Below are 23024 nucleotides of genomic sequence, written 5' to 3' on the forward strand. Positions count from 1 at the left end.
GCTTATGGGTTTTAGTTGGGACAACTTTTAATAGGCTTCCGGGTTTTTGAAGGATCGATATAGAAGCAGAAATCTACAGACGTTGCTATCGGCGGATAACCTTCCGGTCGCGGAGGGAAATGCCCAACAAAGCGCATGTTGGATATTTGCTCTCTTGTTAATTCTGAAGCCTCATGTGCAGAGGTTCCCCAATATTCCTCTTGAGACTTTCGAGCGTTTTCAAGTGCTTCGGAGTACCAAAGTTCGCCAGACTGAACTTCAATGAGTTTTTCTACTTGTTCGGGCGTGAAATACTCGAGAAGGTGTTCGCTTGCTTCGCGACCTTCAGGTGTTTGCACGTCAGTTTCTGGCCCGGGTTTCACGCGCTCATGAGAAGGCAGCGTTCGGTTGGCGGTCTGAACCGCTCGTCGGTTGGTTGCGAGAACCAGGGCGGAGGCGTCGAATTTTTCGCGCTCTGCTTTAACTTCACTCTCGTGAATAGCCGCTTTTTGGGCATCGTCAGACATTAGTCGCTCCACCTCAGCCTCAGTGCGTAGCTTCGCCTCTTGTTCACTTACGTTAAGGCGCCGAAGTGTCTCGACCGCAGTTATTACATCTTTGTAGTCCTGTTCATCCAGTTTTTGGTTGGTCTTCTTTCCATATTCGACATAAGCGATGTCAAAAATCGCGTTATCAATAACCGTCTCAGCGTCAAAATCCTCAAGTACGCTCTGCGCTGCGGCGACAACTGTCTCCCGTGTCTCTTGAATCTTTTCTTCAAGTTCTTGGCCGGTGACACCGTTTTCGCGTAGAAACCGCAACGCCTCAATCTGCCCATTTGTACTCGTGTCGAGGTCATCGGCTTGCAATTCCATTCGGGCATAGGTCAGTGTCCTAAGTGCGCGACGGGTTTCGTTTTCTAATCGGATTGCTTCCTGCGCGCTTGCTAGTTCTTCTGCGACGCGACGCTCGATTTCCTTTTCATCTACATTGTAACGGCACAAAGTGTCGTAGGACGAGTCCCGCTGCTCGCCCCAATACTCGATACGTTTCTTGTCTCCGTCCGACAAAGCAAGGGCAAACTCTACCAGATTGTCGATAGCGTCTTCGATCTCTTCAGCAATCCTTTTTGTTTCTTCAGATTTTTTTTGCTCCAACAGCTGGTCAAAATCGAAACCGCACCTGTTCGCAATCACGCGTGCCAAAACGTGACTTGCATCATCACGAATTCGCGCGTGTTCTGTACCCCTTTTGACGAGGTTCATGATTTCGGTAAATTTTGCTTCTTGTAGATCGCCGTTTTGAAGCGCAATTTTCACAACGCGATCCAATTGGTCTATCATCAACTTCGCAGCTTCAGCGCCTTTGTCTTTGCCAAAGAATCCACGTTTTCCGTTATGGTCTATGGTCTTTTCAGCTAATACAAACAGTGTCGCGATTTCATGTTTTGTTTTTAGGTGCATGCGACTTCCTTCCGGCAAGCTAAATCTAACAACGACTGATACCTGCGAAGCACGACACTGGCGGTGCCTCTCGGTTTGGATCGCTCACTGGTGGATCACCGGATGGGCGGTGCCGGAAACATGGTGTCTCGCGTCAGTCAAGTTCAAATCAAATATGAGATCGGGAAGGCGGGGTCGCTTTTTTTGTGGCGCCGAAAAGTTTTGAATTCCCGCCAATGTGCTACTTCAAGCACGGTCCATTCTATAAACGGATTGAACTGAATGTGATAGCCAAAGCAAGTCTGAAGGCACCTGATTTTGTTTTCGCCCGGGCATCCATAGAACCAGCTCGTGCTTGGTTTCAGTCAAGCTCTCGAGTACTCTTTTCCAGCGCACGTTCCAACCTTTAAGCGATCAGCGCTGTCTTGACCCTGAAGCCAAAATAGATCGGAAAGTTTTCAAGCTTTGCGCTTGATAATAAATAAAAATAATAGTAGATTGAGAGCCCTTTTTGGAGATCTCTTTGTCCTGTTTCGCATTGCCTTCTGATTTGCGCGCATACGCGTTGGCACAGCTGATATCTCTCAGCTGATTTTGGCGCTCGTATTGCGTGCGCTACCTGCTGTTTCAGAATATATGCGAAAAAGGAATGCACAGTGACGTGTGTTGTAAATGACTCTTTCACCAATACACTTGAACTAGACCGCTGGTTTGATGAAGCCTTGCGAGAACTCGACACTGGCGATGTATTTTCGTCTGACTGGACAGAAGAAGTTGAAGAGAACGAGCCGGGTGTAAAATGGCTGAAGCAAAGGTCATCGCTGAATATTCACTCAGCTGCGGCTTTGATCCTGTTTTTTGTTTCGCAAAAGGCTAAGCCCGCAGCACTGGTGGGCTCCCTTTTTGATCCGTTCAGTGTAACGGTGATTGAAACACCTGACGCGGATTGGATTGAGCATGTAGCAGACGCATTTGAAAGTGGACTACTTCCTGCAATGCGTAGGGCTCATAGATACCTGCCAGCAGTCTCGGTATTGACCGACAGATTCAGCAACTCTTCGCGAAATCCCATTAGTCGGCACAAAGAATTCCAGAACACCCTCAAGGACGGCATTTCAAATGCACAACCTATTGTTTGTGTTGTCCGGGATGTGGAAGCCATTCCCGCGCCCTTCAGGTCATCAGTGTCACAAGTTGTGCGGCTAGCAAAAGTCTCCAGACAAGTCGTCTTGCAACTCCACCAGGTAATCCATCGGAAAGAACCTGATCAAACACTTAAAATCGCCAGCCACAAACTGCCTGTCGACGACGCTTTGCAACTCCTTACCCCGGATCAATTGGCAGTTTCCGTGCGACCCGCTGAATTCCAGAAAATGGCCGCGAAGATTTCAAGTCTCGCAGCTGGGAATGTAACCGCTTCGAACCACCAGGCGTTAGACGAGGTGAAGGGGCTGGGAGCAAGCAGAGCTCTATTGGAGCAACTAGCTGCTGACATGCAGGCATGGGGCCGCGGCGAGCTTAGCTGGGAAAATATTCCAAGAGGTGTTTTGTTGTACGGCCCTCCAGGTACGGGAAAAACGTTTCTCGCCGGTAAGCTTGCGGAACAGATTGGTGCGCATTTCATCGCGACCAGTTATTCTGATTGGCAGCGGCATGGCCACCTTGGAGACTTCCTAGCCGCGATGCGCCGGTCTTTCGACGATGCGAGCAGGCGTACGCCTTCCGTGCTTTTCATTGATGAGATTGACTCTTTTGAAGACCGCGCGACCGCAACTGGAGAGAATGCGAATTACACACGCGCCGCTTTGAATGGCCTCCTGGAGGCGATGGACGGGGTTACAAAAAATCAAGGCGTCTTGGTTATTGGTGCTTGCAACCATCCCGAAAAACTTGATCGCGCACTTGTGCGCTCCGGAAGATTTGATCTCAAAGTTGCATTGAAGTTGCCCGGCAAAGCCGCTCTCGCGGCAATTCTGTCCGACCATGCTGGGTCCATTGTCTCGCAAACCGCGGTGCATGACGTGGCCACACATCTTGTTGGTTGCAGCGGTGCGGATGCGGCGGCGCTTGTACGGCATGCCGGAAGTCTTGCACGCCGAAACGGTCGGGATCTGAGCGACGACGATCTTTTGGAGGCGGCGACTATTGTTTCTCCCCAAAGCGCTCCAAAGGACATCGCGAGGATTGCCTACCATGAGGCGGGGCACAGCGTTGTGGGTTTCAAGCTAGGTCTGGGCGTGCCTCTGCGCGCAGAAGTTGGAAATCACGGCGGCTCTGTGACATTTCGTGAAAGCCATCCCAATCCGACACTGCCACAGATGGAAGCTCAATTGGCCACCTTGTTGGCCGGGCGCGAAGCCGAAGATTTAATGCTCTCTTCCGTATCCACCGGCGCAGGGGGCGGACGAGAAAGCGACTTGAGCAAAGCGACGCTCTTGGCCGCTCGTTTGGAAACACAACACGGGTTTGGGCAGGAGCCGCTGATTTGGAGGCCTGTTACTGAGGAAAACCTGAACGCCTTGTTGCAAGATACCAATATCGCAAAGAGGATCATCGCGCATTTGGAAGCCGCGCAGCGACAGGCCCGGACTATCCTAGTTTCTCAACGCAACACGGTTGAGTTTTTGGCTAGAAGGCTGATGTCTGAGCGTGAGCTTGTAGAACAAGATTTGGCTACAGTTTTGAAAGGTTTCAAAGCTCCGGGGACATGTCCCACAGGATGTTCCGCGGTGACGGTGTAGAGAACACATCCGGATCACTCTGAGGTGCATGCTTTTTTCGTATCCGGCGAACGTAAAGCCAGTTGGAATACTCCAACCCGGCCCTCCTGCATTCGCTTTGTAGGGCCTGCCGAAACGGTTCGAGGTCCAGGTCTTTTCGCTCCCGGGACAGGGTTTGGTAAATCTCCTTGTTGAATCGACCTGGCGTTACGGAATGACCCAAGACGAGTTCAGCAATTCTGGAGAGCTTTTCGTCCCGAATTCGGCTGAAAGAGCTTTCCATGGTTCGCAACGAAATAGTATCTGTTTCCGCAAGCGCGACGTGCCAATGCACATTTAAGTCAGAACCGGTTCGAGCCTTTTGATGTTTGACAACACATAGGCGATTTGCAGCGGCCGATGGCACATTATACTCGAGGCATATCTCTCTAAGAATTTTTACCAGGTCTCGATTGCTGGTCTTTTCGCCAGGTGAGATGACGACATGTCGGACGGAAAAGGATTTGCCAGCGAGCTTTGAGATTTCTCCCATTATCTGCATATCTTCAGGCGAACCCGATTGCCACGTGATCCGTTCATTTGTGCCCCGCGCGGTCAGATACCTTGCTATTGCGGCTGTGCGCTCCGTTCGAACGCGGCTCGACTTGATGATCATTCCTTCGTTCCGATCAGGCTGTGTTGCAGCCGGGACAAAGTTATGTTGACTTGCTTGAGAGCTAAAATCGCGGCTAGCTTTTGCGACCAGGGTGCTTGGTTTTGTCGAAGTGACCGCGAGATGGCGCGTAACTCACTGCGGACATCTTGAATGCACGCAAGAAACGCGACCGCTTTTTGTAGGTCGGAAGAAACAGGCTTCCTGGGATGACGTCTGGGTGACGTTTGAGCCGGCAGGCTAACGTTATAGTTCAGGCTTTGGGCAAGAATCTGACGTGCGCAGGATGTTGGTGATACCCCTTGTGCATTTGCCTCTTGGACCAGTAGCTGCTTCAAGTTTGGATCGATGCGCAGGCCAATTGGCTCCGATTGGCGGTATTTTGTTTTCTTCATGCAGGTCTTCTCCAGCTCAGTGTGCTAGCGACACAACTTGTATTGTGCGTAATCAAAGAGTTTGCCGGGGTTACGCAATTTACAAATCAACTGCGAAACCATCCGTGCGTTGTGTTTTGCAAGTCGAATGACATTTGCTCTTCGAATAAAATGAGCATGGCGTATGTCAGAAGTTGGAATTGCAGAACTCTTTCAAAACGGAGTTCACAAAGGGTCATCAAACTCACAGTGGTTGGGCATTCTTGACTTTGGTCACAAAAAGTATCTCGCGACAGCGACTGTCGAGGTCACGCTGCCTTCCCAAGCCGCCATCGATATTGAAATTCATCAACGAAGATCAGGCGTCAGGATAACCCACAAAGCGAGACTGACGGTTCTGAAAAACCGAAAATCCGAACGCTTACCTCACCTGTCTGGCACCGTGACCCTTGAGGCAAAGGAATATGAAATTGGTTGTTGGATGTGTAGGCAAGCCGACAACACGAAGTTCTTCCTGCTGAAGTTTTTGGAGACTAGGGAAATTGAGGAGCCGGTGCAGCCAAAATTGCGACGGTTGCCGCGCGTTAGGTCATCAAGGCGTTGATTGAACGGTAAAGACCTGTGGCTGCACCGGCCCTGTTATCTGAAGGCACTGGATCATTGTCTGGCTCCTTTACGCGTGAGGAATGACGTGGAGCAGCTCGCCGAAAACGAGCACGACATGGATGATAACCGCCGCGATGTGCAGTTGGTGATACGCTACTTTGATGAACTCAAACATGAGCGCCTCCAGTTTTGTGCTAAGTGGGTCTTTTGTGTTAAAATTTTGCGTTTGTGTCAATGACCCATTTGACACAAAGGGAATTTTCCACCACCCTGATGTAACGGAGGCGAACATGACAAATGACACCGAAGGTGAAGAAAGAGTGCGTTTGCACATTTACCTGCCACAGTCTGAGATTGATGCCATTGATACCTGGGGTTTCCAAAACAAGATTCGAGCCCGAACAAAGGTAATTCGCGAGCTCGTCAAGCTTGGTCTGGCCGCAGATAGTGAGACTAAGAAATGAAGGGCGGCCCAATAGCCGGACAGGGTTCAGATCATTGGAACAGTCTGTCCGAACTGCTCCACGATCCAATTGGAGGCATCGTCTATGTGACCGGAGGGCTGCTTTCTAATCAATTCCGCAAAGCCCCCACCACCCGGTAAAGAAACAGATTTAAAAGGATTTTCTCAGATGTCATTTCTGGCCTGGATAGATTTTGATCAGGCGGATCGAGACCGTGCGCGGCGGATCATGGACTTGTTTGACAGTGAAGAAAGTCGCGACGAACTCGGCCTTGGTTCTGTCCGTGATGCATTGTCTGATTTGATGTTCCCCGGCACAAGCACGATCCAAACCAGAATACGCTACATGTTGTTCGTTCCCTGGATCTATCAAATCGCGGGGCAACAAGCCGGGTCAGCTACAGCTCGTCGAGATTTGGCTCGAGCACTTGAAACACGGCTGATTGAAGCGTTGGTGCGCGGGGGTGAAACACGCAACGTTATTGGAAGCGAAGCCCGTGAGAAGCTTAAGCGTTTGCCCAGTGATGTTTACTGGGCGGGCCTTCTAACTCTAGGTATCCGCCGCTTTCAAGGAAGCCGGTCGGCTTGCCTTGAAGCCGCGCCAGGAGAGGAAAGCGGATTATGGGCCGCAGGATTGCCCTCCGCCCCGGAAAGTTTTCTTGCGACAGAAGACAGTTCAACGACGTTCGCGTTAACTTTGGAGGAGGCCGGGTTTTTGAGGGATCGCTTGACTGATGAAGCGCCCGGTAGCCTCTTTACCTGGCTTGCACGCCAAGAAGGCGCATCCGACTGTCAAATGATCTGGCAACATCCTCAACGTGAAAATTGGCCAGCTCCAATCCGCACCTTGGTGGATCATGCAAAGCGGTTCTCGCAGCTCATGCATGGCGCATCTCTTCTCTACAACCTAATGCTATCTGAACGGGCCGCTGAGATGCATGGAACCGCAGAATCAGATTGGCACAATAAAGTCGAGGATTATCAGGTACGCCTTCAGCTTTGGGCTACAGAAACGCCGGCAGGTCTTTTTTCCGGTTGGGATCTTGATGATCTCTGGACGCTTTCCCGCAATTCATCCCACGATGTAAAGCACCCAACCCGTCGCTTTGTCGAAGAATGGCGTGCGATTGTTGTCCGTACTGGCGGCGAGGTTGTTCAGGATCAGGTTGCGCGATCATTGATCCGGAGCCGGGAGACCAGACTGAAGGGCGTGAAATCGCGGTTCCGCAACGATGGAGCACTCTCTCGTTGGAGTGGCGCATCTGGCACTTCGCCTCTGAACTACCGTTGGAATCCTGTAGTCTCTAACCATCTGAAAGACATTGCCGATGCACGATAGAACCGCCTTGGATCCGGAGAATCGTGCGCTATACGGGGAGATTCTGCGAGCCCCGAGCGGGTACGAGATCGACATTGCCTTAGCCACAACCTATACGCTTGATTTTGAAACCGCTTTGGTCATTCCCGCCACGCTGGCGCTTCATTCCGCAGAAAATCGCCAGCAAACGTTGGACACGCCTCTTGCGTTGCTTGAAGGGTTGGAACGCCTTTCGACCCGGATCGCCATTTTCTGTGAAGCCGGTCGGATTAAAGCGATCCCCAAAGGCGCAAACCGGCTGACGGCGTTGCTCGAAGATACTGTAACAGAGGTTGTTGCTCCCCGGGGGGGCGCCTTTCACCCAAAGATCTGGATTTTGCGCTTCACACCAATTGATGGCCGTGGGCAACCACGTCTACGACTTGCACTCTTATCGAGAAACCTGACGACAGATGCATCCTGGGACATGTCTCTTTGCCTTGATGGCGCTCCAGGAGAGAAGGTGTCAGAAGTCAACTCTGCATTGATCGAGCTGCTTGGTGCACTCCCAGAACTGGCCGTAGGTCGTTCAGCTCCAGAAAGGGCGGTTGAAATTGTTCACCAACTGCGCTCAGATCTAAGAACGACGCGCTGGGAAAACCCTGAACATATTCGAAAAATATCCTTCGCGGTCAATGGGCTGTCAGATGAGGTCTGGCGCCCGCGTATTGGAAATTCTTTAGGCGTTATCTCACCTTTCATGACCGACAGCGCTCTGATGGAACTGGCTAAATTTGTCGATCCGGCAAAAGCCTATCTGTTGGGGCGCGGCGAAGAAATGGCCCTGCTTAAACCACAAACCCTGGAACGTTTCGGTAAAATTATGGTTTTGGACGAGCTCGCTGAAACCGAAGATGGTGAAGAGACCGAAGGGTTGCAACGCAGTAGTGTGCCTGCGCGTGGTCTGCACGCCAAGGTATTCATGACCGAACGCTACTCAAGCACAGAACTTACTATTGGATCCGGGAATGCCACAAACGCGGCTCTTCTAACCGGCAACAATGTTGAAGTGTTTGCGACCCTTTCCGGATACACGCGCCACCTTGGATCGATCAACGATCAATTCCAGCCCGAACGATTGGGTCGCTTTCTTCGGGATTTCGCGCCGTTTACACCTCCGGATACTGCCGATGAAGAGGCCGCAGATCTCAAGTTAGACCAATTCCGGCGTGAACTCGTCAAATCAGAATTGGTCCTTCAATGCGGCGAAGCGGCTGAAAACCGAGTTGCTTTGCATCTTGCTGCAAAGAACCAGATGTTTTTTCCAGGCGATATCGGATTACGCATCTGGCCTCTCGTAACCGGAAGCAACAATGGCGTCGATCTGACATTCTTGGATAAGAAACCTCGCTTGCTCGGTCATCTTGCTTTGAAGGATGTCACCCGCTGGATTGGCGTATGCATTCGAGACAAGGACACCGGATTTGAACAGGTTTTCACGCTCGGCACCGAGTTGGAAGGATTGCCTGAAACCCGTACTGCTGAAATCCTGCGCTCTATCATCGACAACCGTGAAGCATTTCTGAGGTATATACGATTGCTTCTGGGTGATGTTTCAGAAGCGGCAAAAGCTCTGTTCGCCGCTGGTTCCGGTGCTGGGTTCTCAGCTGGGTTTGGAAGCAGTCGGGAAGCAATGATCCTGGAAAACATGGTACGCGCACTGTCTGGAGACGGCAGGCAATTGCACGATATCGAGCGCTTGGTGACCCGCCTTGGCGATACCGCGTCCGAGGAGGACGCGGTCATTCCTCCTGAGTTTATTTCGCTTTGGGAAACGTTCCGAGAAGTGATTTCGGAAGAGGTGTCGCAAAGTGGGTGAAATCTTCAATGCAGAGAATGCGTTACGCCCGCTCAAGCACTTTCAGCGAGCAACTGTTGAGTACGTGTCAGCCCGGCTCCTGACTGACCCGGATTCTGTACGCCATTTTCTGGTCGCCGACGAAGTCGGACTGGGAAAAACCATGGTTGCAAGAGGAGTTATCGCCAGAACAATTGAAGCATTGCAGCACACGGTCCCTCGCATCGACGTTGTCTACATCTGTTCGAACGGGGCAATCGCAAAACAAAACGTGTCTCGCCTGAACGTTATGGGTGGCGAACGCACGCGTGTTTTACCGACGCGGCTGACAATGTTGGCGTTGGAGCTTGCGCGCGCTGGTGGAATTAATAGTGAGGGTGTTAACTTCTTCAGCTTAACACCCGGTACTTCGCTGGATCTCAAGCAGGGTGGCGGAACGAAGCAAGAGCGGGCGCTCATTCTGCGCCTGATCTGGCCTCTGCTTGAAGACCGTCGCGCGGTCGCAAAAATGTTGCAAGGTTATGCGGGCCCACATGGATGGCGCTCCACAAGAAAGTGGATTGATGCACAACGAATTGAGCCGCAAATCGAAGACCGCTTCTTAGCTGCGGTTCAAAAGCGCCCTGCATTGTTGAGTGATCTTGAAGATTGCGCACAGGCCTACAAGGGACTTCGCCATAAAGACACGGATCTAAATCGACGTCGGGAAGCGCTTGTTGGCGAATTTCGCACGATCCTCGCCCGCGAGAGTGCGGAGGCTTTGGAACCCGATTTAATCGTTTTGGATGAATTTCAACGTTTCACCGAATTGTTGCATGGTGACAGCGAAGCTGCTGAACTGGCGCAAAAACTCTTTGACGCCGTTGATCCCGACGGGAACCAGGCAAAAGTCCTGCTACTCTCGGCCACGCCCTACAAAATGTTGTCATTGCGTGATGACGAGGCGGATTCCGGAGATCACTACGCAGAGTTTCTCGATGTTCTGGGCTTCCTCTTTGGAGCAGAGCATGGCGAGCAAATCCGCGTGGAACTGGAGAAGGAAATGCGACGTTTCCGATCTGCAATGCAAAGCTTGCCTGCAAGTTTCGACAAGGCACTTGAAGTCAAGACAGGGATTGAAGCTACCCTGCGGCGGGTTATTTCCAGAACCGAGCGAGTTTCGGAGACCGAAGACCGCGATGCCATGATGCGTGACGTCAAAGTACCAGTTACCATAGAGGCTCAAGATCTGATAGAGGCACGCGCTGTTGCCCGCGTTGCCGATGCCGCGGAAGCACCGAACACCGTCGAATACTGGAAATCCGCGCCTTACTTGCTGAGCTTCCTGCGAGAATACAAACTGGGACAAAAGCTCGAAGAGCAAAAAGACACTCCATCGCCCCAGTTGTTGTCGGCCATTCGCGATGCCTCCTCGGCGCAAATTGATCCCAAAGCTGTTGAAACGTACCAGCCAATACCTGAAAACAACGGTCGGATACGTGCATTAAAAAGTATTGCGTTCCGCGATGACATGGCTCGACGCTTGTGGATGCCCCCAAGCTTGCCATATTTCGGGTCTCGTATTCTCGCCAGCAAGGTCTTGATTTTTTCTCAATGGGCCATGGTTCCTGATGCCATTGCGGCACTGCTTTCCTACGAAAGCGAGCGAGCTATGGGCATGGCCAAGCTTGGTCGCGGCTATTCTGCACGACACCCGCAACTTCTTAGTTTCAGGCGAAGCAAAGATAGGCTGACGGGGTTGCGTGTGTTGCCCTTGGTGGTGGCGTCCCCGACTTTGGCGCGGGCGGTAGATCCCCTGAAGATATTTTGTTCTGGGCGAAAGCTTGAGAGTTCCAAAGAGATGAGGGAGGCTGTTCGACCCGCGCTTTTGCCTTTTGCCCGACGTATCACAGGATGGCTTCGACCTCCTCACCGGTCTGGATTGCATGAACAAGCCAGCCCTGGCTCCGGGTTTGAACTTGGCCATGATATATATTCAGACCGTGCCGAAACATGGGATTGGGCCTGCGCGGCCGCGCTGGATTTTGAGCAGGAAGGTTTTGCCGATTGGATTTCCAAAGACGGGAACTTTGGAGATCTGATCCGTGAGGACGGTCAGGTCGCATGGCTTGACCACCTGTCCGCCTTGCGTGATGCCGCGGGTTCTTTTGACTTGCAAGGTAACCCGGACCAGGAGAGGTTGTTGGATCACTTGTGTGATCTTGCACTTGGAAGTCCGGCAACATGCGCGCTTAGATCCCTCAGCCGCATTGCACCCGACTTACCACTTGATGACCCTGATATTCTCAGCGCTGCCACGCGGATTGGTATGGCTTTTCGTAGCCTCTTCAATCAACCCGAAAGTCAGGCATTGCTTCGTGGAGAAACGGATGAAGTCTATTGGCAATCCGTGCTTCATTATTGCGTCGAGTACGACTTGCAATCGGTAATGGACGAATATGTTCATACGCTTCCTGAAGCGGAAGGATTGGCAGATACCGAACCCGGTGCGGCTGTCGCGATCCTTGCTGAAGCTGTTGAAGATGCAATTTCGCTAAAACCAGCACAAATCGATATAAAAAGCTACACGGCGCATACCAATCGAATTGATGTTCAGCGTGCGCTCACAATGCGCGGTCGCTTTGCAACCCGATTGCTGCAAAAGGGCCAGGAAGAAGGGGTTGTGCAACGCACTGACACTGTCAGAAGTGCTTTCAACTCGCCGTTCAGACCCTTCGTTTTGGCATCCACATCAGTTGGTCAGGAAGGCCTTGATTTTCATCCGTACTGCCATCGGCTGGTACACTGGAACCTGCCGGCAAACCCGGTGGATCTCGAGCAACGGGAAGGCCGTATTCACCGCTTCAAGAACCACGCCGTCAGGTTGAATCTCGCAGAGCGCTACGCTTATGCGCTGAAGGAGCGGGAGATCTCTGACCCATGGCGTTTCATGTTTTCTGTTGCCCATAAACATGCCAGCCGACCGGGAGACCTTGAACCATTTTGGCTGCTCGATGGCAGAACCAGTATCGAACGTTATGTTCTCTCTTTACCGTTCAGCCGCGAGACAAATTTGCTGAGTTGGCTTAAGCGATCCGTTGCGCTTTACCGACTCGCGTTTGGGCAACCGCGGCAAGATGATCTCCTGTCTTTTTTGGAAAGAGCTGACAGAACATTCGATGACCTTGATCTTAGCGCGCTACAAATAAGCCTGAGGCCAGGCCAGAAATGAGCATTGTTTCACTTGACGCTTCAACCACGCAGCCTGAACTCGACCACCGACAAATGGGCGGGGAGGTTTTGAAAAAAACTTGTCCAACATTAGAAGTCACAAGGCGTTGGGGGATGAAAGCTATCGTCTGTCACGAACCGATTATTTGGTGTTCCTGTTCAAAAGACACGGTGGCTGGAGGAAGACATTGTCTTTTTGGCTTACGCTTCGCAAACAGGTATTGGGATTAATAACTTGCAAATAGGCCCTCTGCATACATGCCACCCACTCACCGGAGCTATTCGCCCGGTCACGCCGTCCCTGTTGCAAGAAAGCTATCTTTGCCCGCTTCCACCTGAACTGGATTTTGAAGGCGCCTTTGGAATACCTGGTCTGCCTTGGGCTGCTAGCTTTGATGTTGCACCGCAGGATGTCATCAGGCTTGCTGTAAATACCTTGGTCGAGATTGCGAAGGCGACGCCTGGTTTGTCTGTAGAGAACCTGCATCTGGAGAATGTCAAAGGTCGGGCCAGGACGCATCTTGAAGCTATAAAACAGGTCTGGGAAGCGCTTGATGATGGTCTTCCTGAGGACCTCTGGGTCGTCAGGAATGCACTGATGTCGAAGGCGGACGATTGCATCGAGAGCCTGCCGCTCCTAAGTGACGCGCCGGATCCATTCCGAACCCCAGATGAAATCGGGCTGGTAGAATTACTGAAGTCACATCATGGATTGGCTGATCATGAAAATGCTATTCAGACCCGTCTGAAGCTTGATGCGCCTCCGCCCGGAACTGGGGCGCTTGGATACATTCAGCAAAACTTGCTGAGATTTGCATCTCCTTCTGAAATGGACAATTCACTAAGCTTCTTTGGCTTGAGCAACCCCTTTGAAGAAATGGAATTTGCAGCGGCATTGTCTCAGAGCTATCTGGATCAGTGTCAGGTTGAAACACCGGAACAAATTGGTCTGCTCGTTCCGAACAACGAACTTTACCACAACCACCTAGGCCATGTTTTCTCTGAAATGGGCCTCGCTTTGTCTGGCATTGCAGCCAGGCACGAAGAGCGGGATCTTTGCGGCGAACTCTTATCCGCTCTTCTTGCAATTCTGCAAGGGCCGGCTCCCAGGCTGGCGCTCGCGACGCTCTACCGCTCTCCTCTGATGCCCTGGGATGCAGCTTTGGGTCACCAGATGGTGCGCGAATTGATGGACATTGGTCGCTCGAAGACTGCGAACCAGCAATCCGGCGCCGCCTCTGAAGTCCTTTCCTCATTGCGCCCTGCAAAGAGCCCGGATCAACTACTGGCCAAGCTTGGGGTGATTGCAAAATCCTTAGCGCCTGCTGAAATCCGAGACGACTTCCAAGGTAGGTGCCAGAAAATTCGTTCTGCGTTGGCGAAGTGCGATGGGTTGGATTGGGCCGCGGTCAACCAGGCTGTTGCGACAAGGAGGTCGGGAGAACAGGTAATCGACCGCTATGTGGAAGGGATAAGTGTTTTTGAGGAAACCACCATTCCCTGGAGAACTGTCAGAAAAATGATTGTTCTCGGATTTTCTGGCCGGCAATGGCCGCGAACCCCGTCAGCAAGTCCATTCTTTACGGACAGCGAACTCGCACATGTCAAAAACACCGCGGGTCTTAAAATCTTTTCACGAAAGCAACGGCTAGATCGAAACCTTGAAGTGTTTCGCCGGCAGCTATGTGCGGCTTCGGACAGTATTGATTTTCTCGTTCCCGCCAGGGATGCATTTGGTCAACGCCAGCAATCTTCGCCTGGGCTTTCCTTACTTGGGCGATGTCTTGGAGCACACAAGCCGGAGGCGTTGATCAAGGATTTGCGTGGCACCAGTCAGGAACAATGGCCATGTCGCCATCGACTTCTTTCACCCGCACCCAACCAGGGAAGGCCAGACGTGCCTTCTGATGGACAAATCCGTCTGGAAACTGACTTGCTCAAGCTACGCGTCGATGAGAAAGGGCGACCAGCAACCCAATCACCATCACGTTTAGAAAAGCTGATCGTAAGTCCCCTTGCATGGCTCATGGACGAGTTGGGTGCCAGAGAACGAATTTGGGGTCCGGAAGGCGTCGATCCGCTGGTGTTGGGAAGTGTTATCCACGGCGTATTGGAACGGGTCTTCCCGCAAGAGCAGGCTGTACCAACGGCTGGGCAAATTAAGAAGGTGCTACCATTTGCAATGCAGGACGCAATCCTGAAAGAGGCGGCCTTCCTGGCCGGCTCAGGCTGGTCAATTGAGCGAGCCGGATTGTTGCGCGAGGCCGAAAAAACTTGCGATGCCTGGGCGGATTTTCTTAGGGTGAACGACGTCAGTATAGTCGCAAATGAAATTGGCCTTAGCGGAACCGCTTTTGGACTTCGTCTTTTTGGACTTGCGGATTGCATTCTCCGTACCAAACAGGGGCAAATCGTCATTGTCGACCACAAGCGCTCAGGTTCTGCCAGACGCAGGGACCAAATGCGAAAAGGCTGGGACTTGCAGGTTGCACTCTACGCGGAGATGCTCGCCAATCCAGACACAGAAAAGGCAAAAGAGGTGGTTGTGCCGCCGGGGTCATATGCCGCGACGGCATATCATTTGACACTTGACCACACCGTTTTGCTCGGTGGTGTGGGTACGCCTGCGCTTCAGGGCGCAGAACCCGTCAATCACGATATTTCGGCGAACTCCTTATCTTATCTCACATCAAAAATAGAAGAGGTTCGAACCGGGCTTGTGCGCCTTAATAATGAAGGCGATCTTGAAAGAATGGAGAAAGAGCGCGGAAGTAAACCTTACGCGTTGCTTGACAACATGTTTGTTGGTTCTTTCCTGCTGACACAATCAGAGCCGGAGGAATTCCCCAATGTCTGAACGGCTTACGATTGTTCCGGCGGGAGCCGGATCAGGCAAGACCTACAAAATCGAAACTGAGCTTGCTGAACTCGTCAGAACGGGTGAAATCCGTGCGGATCGCATTCTTGCTGTTACTTTTACTGAAGCAGCGGCAAGCGAGCTTCGAGAGCGTTTGCGCAACATCCTATTGGAATCAGGGGATATAAATAGTGCGCTGGGAATCGACCGTTCATATGTCGGAACTATTCATGGGCTTGGACAACGCCTTTTAACCGAGCACGCTTTTGCCGCAGGACATGCACCAGCTGCCCGGCTTGTAACCGAAGCAGAGCGTGATCTTCTCCTGCGTCGTGAAATGGCTCGATCAGTGTCTTTGCAACCCGTGATAAGCAATCTGGCACGCTACGGATACAGGCCAAGCTTTGTAAGGGGAGAAAGTGCAGAAGATCAATTCAGAGGGCAAGTGTTTCGAACAATCGATCTATTGCGTGGGTTGGGTGAACGTGGTGCCGACCCCACGGTAATTGATAGAGCACTAGATGAATTGAGAGCCATCTATGGAGAGGTGGACTGCCATCCTGAAAATCTGACGGAGGCCCTCAAAAGTGCAACCATGGCCCTTTACGATGCGTTTCCAAATGGGATTGCACATATTGCAGTGGCTAAACCTTCCGTGGAAAAGACATTTCGCAATGATCACAACGCGATAAGGTCAGCAGCGCGATTTCCGGAGCGCTTGGATTGGGATTGGTCTCTCTGGCAACGCTTGCGAGACCTAAGACAGTCTAAGCGAGGAATGGAAACACCGGAAACCTATGATGAACTGGCCCAGGCAGTCATTGATGCGGCGGATGCTCTGCCTCGCCATTCCGGACCACTTGAGGATGCCTGCGGACATTTGCGTGCACTTGTCGATGGTGCACAGGAAATCATGGTTGCCTATCAGCTTGCCAAGTCGCGTGACGGTCTTGTTGACTATGCGGATATGATATCGGGCACGGAAGCCATGCTGCGCCATCAGGAAGACATTTTGGCGGCAGTGGTTGCGGAACTGGATTGCGTTGTCATAGACGAGTTTCAAGACACGAACCCAGCGCAGTTTGCAGTTCTGTGGTGTCTTGCCCGTGCGGCGCCGCGCGTTTTGATTGTTGGAGATACAAAACAGGCCATCATGGGCTTTCAGGGAGCGGACCCAATGCTTGCCGCTGAGCTCGAAGCTCAACATCCGAACAATATTCAACCATTGGACCGCAACTGGCGAAGCACACCAGAAATCGTTGAATTTGTTAATTCAATTGGACCAAGCCTTTTCCCGAACGGGTATCAATCGCTGGCACCGCAGCGAACAAGCACAGGTCAAACGGCTTTGGAAGCTTTGTTGCTGCCGGGCGGTCGGAGAGATCACAGCGCGGGATGTATTGCTGAGCGAGTTGAGGATTTGCTCGCTGGCAAAGAGTTGGTATGTGATCGAGATAATGGCGAGCTTCGGCCGGTTCGAGCCTCAGACATTGCAATACTATGTTATACTCACAACAAGGCTTTGAAGCATGCGGATGCTCTACGGGCGCGTGGTATTGAAGTACGTATTCAAAGCAACGGATGGCAGATGTCCATGTCCACGCGCATGGCGCGGGCCGCGTTGGCATTGCTCGATGATCCCACAGATGGTTTTGCAGCCCTTGACCTGGTCACACATGGTCCCTCCCGAAAACCGTTGGAGGAAGCGCTAAAGGCAAAAATCGACGGCAGCTTACTGAATGAAGAAACACTGGAAAATCTAGCCCTGCGCGGCGAAAAAATACGGTCTCTGCCAGTCGCCGCTCAGCTGGCAAACGCAATCGATATTGCTGGTCTTCGAGAGTGGGCCAGCACTCTTGATGATCCGGAGCAGGCACTTGCGGATCTGACGCGCCTTGAGGCTGAAGCTGAGAGTTTTGATCAATTGCCTGAGTCTTTGAAAAACGCGGCAGGGTTTTATGGATCTGGGCCACAGGTGTTTTTAGGATGGCTGGCCGCGCAGACAGAGCGAGATTTTGACCGTCACCCCAACCCGGAAGGATGGAGTAAGCCAGGAGTGGAGGTCGTCACATGGCATGGAGCGAAAGGACTTGAGTGGCCGATCACTATTGTCGCCGGGCTGGATTACGACTTTCGCGAAAAGGAAAACACGCTGCGAACAGAGTTTTCCGACTATGATGACCTTTCAGATGTTTTGCCTGCATCTGGATTGGGTTGGTTTCCACCTTTTAGCGCACCAGAGCACAAGGAGCGATTTCTGGCTTCCAGATTGGACGCCAGCTATTCTGCCGCATCTTGCCTGTTGTATGTCGCGATGACGCGGGCTCGGGACCGCCTCATCCTGGCGCTTCCCAAACCGCCTCGAACACTTCCAGACCACCCCAGGTCTCTCGGCCAGCTGTTGGTTGAAAGAACCGGCTTGTCGGTAAGCTTGGACGGGACGGGTTTGGAGGCGGCAGGGAAAACCTTTTCTGCGAGGGTTACGGTTGCCACGGAGCCTGAAGACATTGAACACGCGCCACCTGCAAGCGCAGGTTACATTCGGTTTGGAGAGAAACGAAAACGAATGGCACAATTGCGCACGCCTTGGCGAATTCAGCCATCGCAGTTGCAGGAGACAAATCATTCCGGAATTCCGCCGGTGAAGACCATTCAGCTCGCTACGGGCATACCGGAACAAACCGGTGTGTTCGAGAACGCGTCTGAACGCGGCACGGCCTTGCACCTGGCATTCAGAGTTCTGCTCCAGGACCCCCAAAAAACCGATCAAGTCGCTCTTGCAACCGGTCTGAGTGATAAGGTGTTAGGGCGTGTTCGCGATCAGGCTTTAGAAGTTGAAGCGTGGCTCAATACTCTTGGATACAGTGAGTTACATTTCGAACTGCCAATGCAACTTGAGCAAAACTCAGGCGCACAATCCAATGCCGTTGTGGATCTATTGGCCGAAGGTCCAGACGGTTTTTTGATCCTTGATCACAAATCTGGTCGATGTGAATACCCAACGCAAAAGTTTGCATCTTTCTATCCTCAGCTGGAAGCATACTGCGGGCTCGTTCAGGCTGTATTTCCTGGAAAACCGGTCGACGCTATTGCAATAAACTGGATGAATGAAGGAAAGGTTTCGGTGCTATCCAAGGATGCCTGTTAACCTCGGAATACTCGCAGATTCTTCAATTGCAAAAAACTGAAGCGAGCTTTCGTTGCCTTCCAGTCTTCTTGGCGGGATATCACAAGAATTTGGCACCTGTTCGGAAGCAAATTCAGTCAGTTGTGACCAATTCGTGTAAGGAATTGGTTGACACGGAGTGCCGGATCATTTGCATCCGGCAGGTGAAATAGATGAATATGAATGTTTCGATGCGGGTGTGTACTGCAATTGTAGGTTTTGGGGTTTTGACGGCGTGCGGAACCACATACCAGGTTACTGAAACGACAGATGCTCATAATGCAATTGCGCAGAAAATGTTTGCTGAAGAACGCCACCCGTCTACTGCGAAAGCTGGTACAAAACTGTCTCCAAATCAGGCCGAACGCCAGTTTGATCGCGTTGCGCGTCGGGTGGAGCCTGTGGCCGAGAGCTTTTGCCGACAGCATACTGCGGATCGAAAGGGATTTGATTGCGATATCAAGATAATGATTGATAGCAAGACGCCTTATCGCAATGCCTATCAGACATACGGGAAAAACAGAGAGCCATTGATTGTTTTTACAAAACCAATGATCGCAGATGCGCGAAACGAGCATGAGCTTGCATTCGTCATGGGGCATGAAGTGGGTCATCACTTGGCTGAACACATTGCAAAAAAAGAGCAGCAAGCTGTCGCTGGCGCTCTGATTCTTGGCATGGCTGCTGCATATGCAGGTGCAAATTCTTACTACACAGATCCAACGATTACACAGCAGAACATCGAGAACGCGGTGTACGCTGGATCAGCTTTGGGAAATCAAGCTTTCAGCCAGACTTATGAACTGGAGTCTGATGTCATCGGGACTTACATCACCAAGGCCGCCGGCTATGACCCGGTGCAGGGCGTTCGCTTTTTTGCTCGCCCAGAAAGCCCAAAGGAAGTGAATGGTCAGCTCAGCTTCTGGGGCACACATCCACCAGATGAAAAGAGGATTGCGACAGTCCTTGCAACAGTCGCAAAAATCGAGGCAAGCCAAACTAGCTCACTTCAGAAAGCGAACTGAAACCGACTTCAAAATCCGACATTCTGCTACCGATCACCTGCTGGGCGGCAGCAATTAAATTGTCTTGAACCGCAATCTTAGGGAAACTGGAGAAGTTCACTATGGAAATTCGCGAGCTTGTTTCTGAATTGTCAAGTTTAGGCTTTACGAGACCGACAACAAAAGCCCCGGAATTACCACCGAAAGTGTTCCCGCCAAATGATCTCGGTGACGGGATTGCACGTAGTGGCTCAGACGATGACAAATCGCCTTCCAGGGTCGCGTTGGACTTGGACGATTTCTTAAGGCCGCACAAGTATAATAGAGACGAGATGTGGGATCCAAGTGACTACTTTTTTGGAGACTGGCTCGAGGAGTGTGATGCCTATGAAATCCTTGAAGGCAATCGCAGCTTTGACGAATTTGCCAATACCGCATTGAAAAAACCCGTATTCGACACTTGGGCCTGGTATTGTCCAATTCATTTCTACGAAGAAGACTTCGGTATCTACATTCGGGGTGACCGGTTGCCCAGCCTGTCGCGTGCGATTCTCCTTTCAATGACACTCGCTGAAAGGAAACGAGTATTGCAGGCCTCGAGAATTGTTCAGATGATTTTTGGCCAGCAGCTGAAACAAGCCTCTTTCTTGTATCTTTTCTTGCACGAGATGTATCACCACAAGAGTGAGTGCTTTGCGACACGGCTTGAAATCGCCACGGGACGGCCAGTATTCGTCCCGTATTTTGATAATGTCTACAGAGCCTTAACGAGACCACTCGATGATCGCTTGATCGAAGAAGGGCTTGCAAATGGTGACGTGATCCGACGTCTCGGTGAACAGCCATACAGGTCGACACAGTTCCCTAAACTGCCGGGAGTTGTTTCTATGCAAGCGATCTTTAAGCGTTTCGCGGTGAAATCCGCGCTTGCGTGTTCTTTACCAGGATATAGGGGGGTGCAACGCTATGTTGCAGGTCAGAGATTCAAGCATGATCTGTTTTCTGAAGATCAATATTCTCTGCAACAAAGTATGGCTACTGCAATGATCGACCCTATCGGCAATGCGAGCCGATGGAAGTATGCGCCCAACATGTTTGCCGGTTTCTGGAACAAAGACATCATTGCCTACGATGTGGTTTTTCCGGGATCACGTCCGATAATCGCGCCGAGACATGCACCAGCCGCGGTTCAAGCGTCACCTTCCAAGGTGATAAGGGCTGCCCGCAAATGGGGGTTTAGAAAGCTCAGGGAGGCCGCTGGGGATCACACCATATATATTGGTCCTAAAGGGTCCAAGGTGACAATTGATAACGGCTATGGCGATCTGCCTCGGGCTTGTTGGGACGGGTTGATTGATGTCATCAACGGAGATTTTGGCTTAAATCTACAGAACAATCAAAAGGGTCGAAGATTGTTTTTGGCAGGCCCAAAACGCCTGGGCCTCAACGTGCAGTGACGGTGACTGGCTCAGGATTATCTGTATCCAAACCCCGTTGACGCTCGATAAGCATTTGGACTTCCAAAAGGGTCGACCTTTCCAGTGCGGTGAGATCGACTTGTCTAAAAGCGTAGTTCTGAGGATTGACCTTGCCGGAAACGACATCGCTCATCGGCAGGCGGGTTCTTTCCATAGTCTTGGTTTTTGGGTTCAGCCGGTCTTCGAAGACGACATCATTGAACGTCCATAGTTTGCCATCACCGCTGGTTTTGATCCGATATTTGGTGAGAATGTTTGCGTCACTCCGTTGGCGTCGCACGGGCCCTTCGAGAGCAAATTTCCGCGGTGTTTCTGAGGGGTGGTGGGCAAACACCGAGCCCAGATCGTCTTCGTCGGTCTCATCTGCTTCGGAAACGGGCTTCAACCGGCCAAAAACAATATCCTCAAACGCGAGCTCCGCAGCAACCAATTGATCTTCTTGTCCGGTCTGAATGCCAAAATTAAGACATTCATCAATGAACTCTGAGATCAGTTGCGAGCCATTGATTGGTTCAATCGTCACACCGTTCAGGTACTTCTGATACAGGAAGTGTTTCCACGCCAGCTGAACGACATTCATATGCGCCTCAAGATAATCTGCTGACACATCCAGATGGAGCGCATCCAATAAGGCGATAAACCTTTTTGGGCTGATGTAGAGGTCTTTCGGTGCGCTGAGATTGAATTGTTCATAGATCTCTCGATTCATGAATTCATACATCACGTTTCGAGCCGCAGGTCTTAGCGTGATTTTGAGCTTTGTTTTGTCGGGCTTGCTTAGATCTCTTTTGAAACCTTCGTAATCCTCAAATGGCCTTGCAGAAAACGACGGCGCGTAAGCATCTTTTCCGAAGCCTTTCTCGACCTGTTTTTGTGCGTTTGAAACGGACTTAACCAGTCTTGCAGGTTCCCGGTGCACGTTTTCGTTTGGAGTGTACCCAAGCCATTGCATGAACTCTGATGGCCAGACTTCAATAGAATACGTACTTAGGTGCGCTCCTGTTGCGGTGTTGGTATGGCGTTGGAGCTTGAACCTTGTATCGCGCTGCAAAATGCTCAGAAGTGAAGCGAGAGGAGTCAGCAGGATCGCATGAGTTGACTTAAGGCTTCGAACGACCTGAAGATCGACGAAAGCAAAGAAACTAGGGTTTCGCAGCTCCAACCATACAGGGTCGGAAAGCTCCAAGAACACCGTGTATCTTCCAACATTCAGGTTCTTAAGCAACTTGGATTGGCGCGGCTTGGAACCGGACTTTACCGATATTGCATTCAGTGTGAGCAAGCACTCGTTCAATGTGCGGATTGCATCAACAACACGTGGTGTCGTTGCTCCAAGAAAATCTGACAGAACACCTTTTTTCAGGCTGACCTTTTTCGACTTTGCATGGGCGCATGAGGCCAGGATGAAATGCATCAGTTTCAGAGCATTGCAGGTCATCTGCCGAGACGGGTTTAGATCCACAAGCGCGGCCGGACATCTGAATTCAGGATTGATATCCGCGCTGTATCGCTTGAGGCGTGAGACCCAATCGGAGGGGCTTTCGTATCCCTTGCCTTCTCCAAGTGGTTGGTAAGAAAGATAACCCGGTTGCCGTGTTCGAGCGCTTGCCTTTTCCTGTTTTTCACCGCTGTCCCGCAAGACATCTGCGACGGTCTCAGCCACCGCCAAGGTCTTGGATAATATTTCACCGGAGATCAGGTTGTTGCGGGTTGTACGTGGAGCCTGAAAGGTTTTGCTCGATCTTTTCATGTTCGTTTCTTGTTTTTGGCAGCAGGGCGCGTGTTCTGGACATGTTCTGCGCGATTGCCGTTTAGTTTTCAACCGGTCCAGGCCACATTGTGGCATTCAGGACAGTGAGAGCCCAACTGCGCTGACAGACGCAAAGTGACGCATTTTGTCGAGAAGATGGGCTCTCAC

At 51.5% G+C, this 23024-nt stretch carries 13 protein-coding genes; 10 read left to right on the forward strand and 3 right to left on the reverse strand.

Annotation, left to right across the window (positions count from 1 at the left end; translation table 11 throughout):
• Positions 1-11: 11 nt before the first annotated feature.
• Positions 12-1442, reverse strand: coding sequence for a hypothetical protein (locus ACR0KS_RS00125; protein ID WP_170746479.1), 1431 nt, complete (start codon positions 1440-1442; stop codon positions 12-14).
• A gap of 635 nt (positions 1443-2077) precedes the next feature.
• Between ACR0KS_RS00125 and ACR0KS_RS00130 the strand changes: the two genes are divergently transcribed.
• Positions 2078-4162, forward strand: a complete 2085-nt coding sequence (locus ACR0KS_RS00130; RefSeq protein WP_480693074.1) for an AAA family ATPase — start codon at positions 2078-2080, stop codon at positions 4160-4162.
• Between the two features lie 630 nt (positions 4163-4792).
• On the opposite strand, the gene ACR0KS_RS00135 is transcribed toward ACR0KS_RS00130, so the two are convergent.
• Entirely contained in the window at positions 4793-5188 is a 396-nt protein-coding gene (locus ACR0KS_RS00135; protein ID WP_170756900.1) for a hypothetical protein, read from the reverse strand.
• Between the two features lie 163 nt (positions 5189-5351).
• Here ACR0KS_RS00135 and ACR0KS_RS00140 point away from each other — a divergent pair, with 163 nt between their 5' ends.
• The 9 genes from ACR0KS_RS00140 (at position 5352) to ACR0KS_RS00180 (ending at position 21085) form a co-directional block, all read left to right on the forward strand.
• Positions 5352-5771 (forward strand): hypothetical protein, encoded by a 420-nt coding sequence (locus ACR0KS_RS00140; protein WP_480693075.1) that lies wholly within the window; start codon positions 5352-5354, stop codon positions 5769-5771.
• A 292-nt stretch (positions 5772-6063) separates the two neighbouring features.
• Entirely contained in the window at positions 6064-6237 is a 174-nt protein-coding gene (locus ACR0KS_RS00145) for a hypothetical protein (RefSeq protein ID WP_480693076.1), read from the forward strand.
• A 168-nt stretch (positions 6238-6405) separates the two neighbouring features.
• On the forward strand, positions 6406-7575 hold the full coding sequence (locus ACR0KS_RS00150) for a DUF6361 family protein (RefSeq protein WP_480693077.1): 1170 nt from the start codon (positions 6406-6408) through the stop codon (positions 7573-7575).
• A complete protein-coding gene (locus ACR0KS_RS00155) occupies positions 7565-9412 on the forward strand; it encodes a phospholipase D family protein (protein WP_480693078.1) in 1848 nt (615 codons plus the stop codon). The genes ACR0KS_RS00150 and ACR0KS_RS00155 overlap by 11 nt, the downstream gene beginning before the upstream one ends.
• Complete coding sequence (locus tag ACR0KS_RS00160; protein WP_170756904.1) at positions 9405-12602, forward strand: helicase-related protein; 3198 nt, start codon at positions 9405-9407, stop codon at positions 12600-12602. Before ACR0KS_RS00155 ends, ACR0KS_RS00160 begins: the two co-directional genes overlap by 8 nt.
• A 195-nt stretch (positions 12603-12797) precedes the next feature.
• Positions 12798-15458, forward strand: a complete 2661-nt coding sequence (locus tag ACR0KS_RS00165; RefSeq protein WP_170756905.1) for a PD-(D/E)XK nuclease family protein — start codon at positions 12798-12800, stop codon at positions 15456-15458.
• Complete coding sequence (locus tag ACR0KS_RS00170) at positions 15451-18606, forward strand: UvrD-helicase domain-containing protein (protein WP_480693079.1); 3156 nt, start codon at positions 15451-15453, stop codon at positions 18604-18606. Before ACR0KS_RS00165 ends, ACR0KS_RS00170 begins: the two co-directional genes overlap by 8 nt.
• Positions 18607-18797: 191 nt before the next feature.
• Entirely contained in the window at positions 18798-19649 is an 852-nt protein-coding gene (locus tag ACR0KS_RS00175) for a M48 family metalloprotease (protein WP_170756907.1), read from the forward strand.
• A 101-nt stretch (positions 19650-19750) separates the two neighbouring features.
• The gene (locus tag ACR0KS_RS00180) at positions 19751-21085 is read left to right on the forward strand and encodes a hypothetical protein (protein ID WP_170756908.1); all 1335 of its coding nucleotides are present in this window, start codon (positions 19751-19753) and stop codon (positions 21083-21085) included.
• Here ACR0KS_RS00180 and ACR0KS_RS00185 read toward each other — a convergent pair.
• A complete protein-coding gene (locus ACR0KS_RS00185; RefSeq protein WP_170756909.1) occupies positions 21072-22856 on the reverse strand; it encodes a hypothetical protein in 1785 nt (594 codons plus the stop codon). The genes ACR0KS_RS00180 and ACR0KS_RS00185 overlap by 14 nt on opposite strands.
• Positions 22857-23024 lie beyond the last annotated feature (168 nt).

Source organism: Ruegeria sp. BC7, from assembly GCF_056539165.1.

Excerpts from the sequence above, each read along its gene's own strand:
- ACR0KS_RS00125 (WP_170746479.1), bottom strand. The coding sequence starts at position 1,442 with ATGCACCTAAAAACAAAACATGAAATCGCGACACTGTTTGTATTAGCT.
- ACR0KS_RS00135 (WP_170756900.1), bottom strand. The coding sequence starts at position 5,188 with ATGAAGAAAACAAAATACCGCCAATCGGAGCCAATTGGCCTGCGCATC.
- ACR0KS_RS00140 (WP_480693075.1), top strand. The coding sequence starts at position 5,352 with ATGTCAGAAGTTGGAATTGCAGAACTCTTTCAAAACGGAGTTCACAAA.
- ACR0KS_RS00145 (WP_480693076.1), top strand. The coding sequence starts at position 6,064 with ATGACAAATGACACCGAAGGTGAAGAAAGAGTGCGTTTGCACATTTAC.
- ACR0KS_RS00150 (WP_480693077.1), top strand. The coding sequence starts at position 6,406 with ATGTCATTTCTGGCCTGGATAGATTTTGATCAGGCGGATCGAGACCGT.
- ACR0KS_RS00155 (WP_480693078.1), top strand. The coding sequence starts at position 7,565 with ATGCACGATAGAACCGCCTTGGATCCGGAGAATCGTGCGCTATACGGG.
- ACR0KS_RS00170 (WP_480693079.1), top strand. The coding sequence starts at position 15,451 with ATGTCTGAACGGCTTACGATTGTTCCGGCGGGAGCCGGATCAGGCAAG.
- ACR0KS_RS00175 (WP_170756907.1), top strand. The coding sequence starts at position 18,798 with ATGAATATGAATGTTTCGATGCGGGTGTGTACTGCAATTGTAGGTTTT.
- ACR0KS_RS00180 (WP_170756908.1), top strand. The coding sequence starts at position 19,751 with ATGGAAATTCGCGAGCTTGTTTCTGAATTGTCAAGTTTAGGCTTTACG.
- ACR0KS_RS00185 (WP_170756909.1), bottom strand. The coding sequence starts at position 22,856 with ATGAAAAGATCGAGCAAAACCTTTCAGGCTCCACGTACAACCCGCAAC.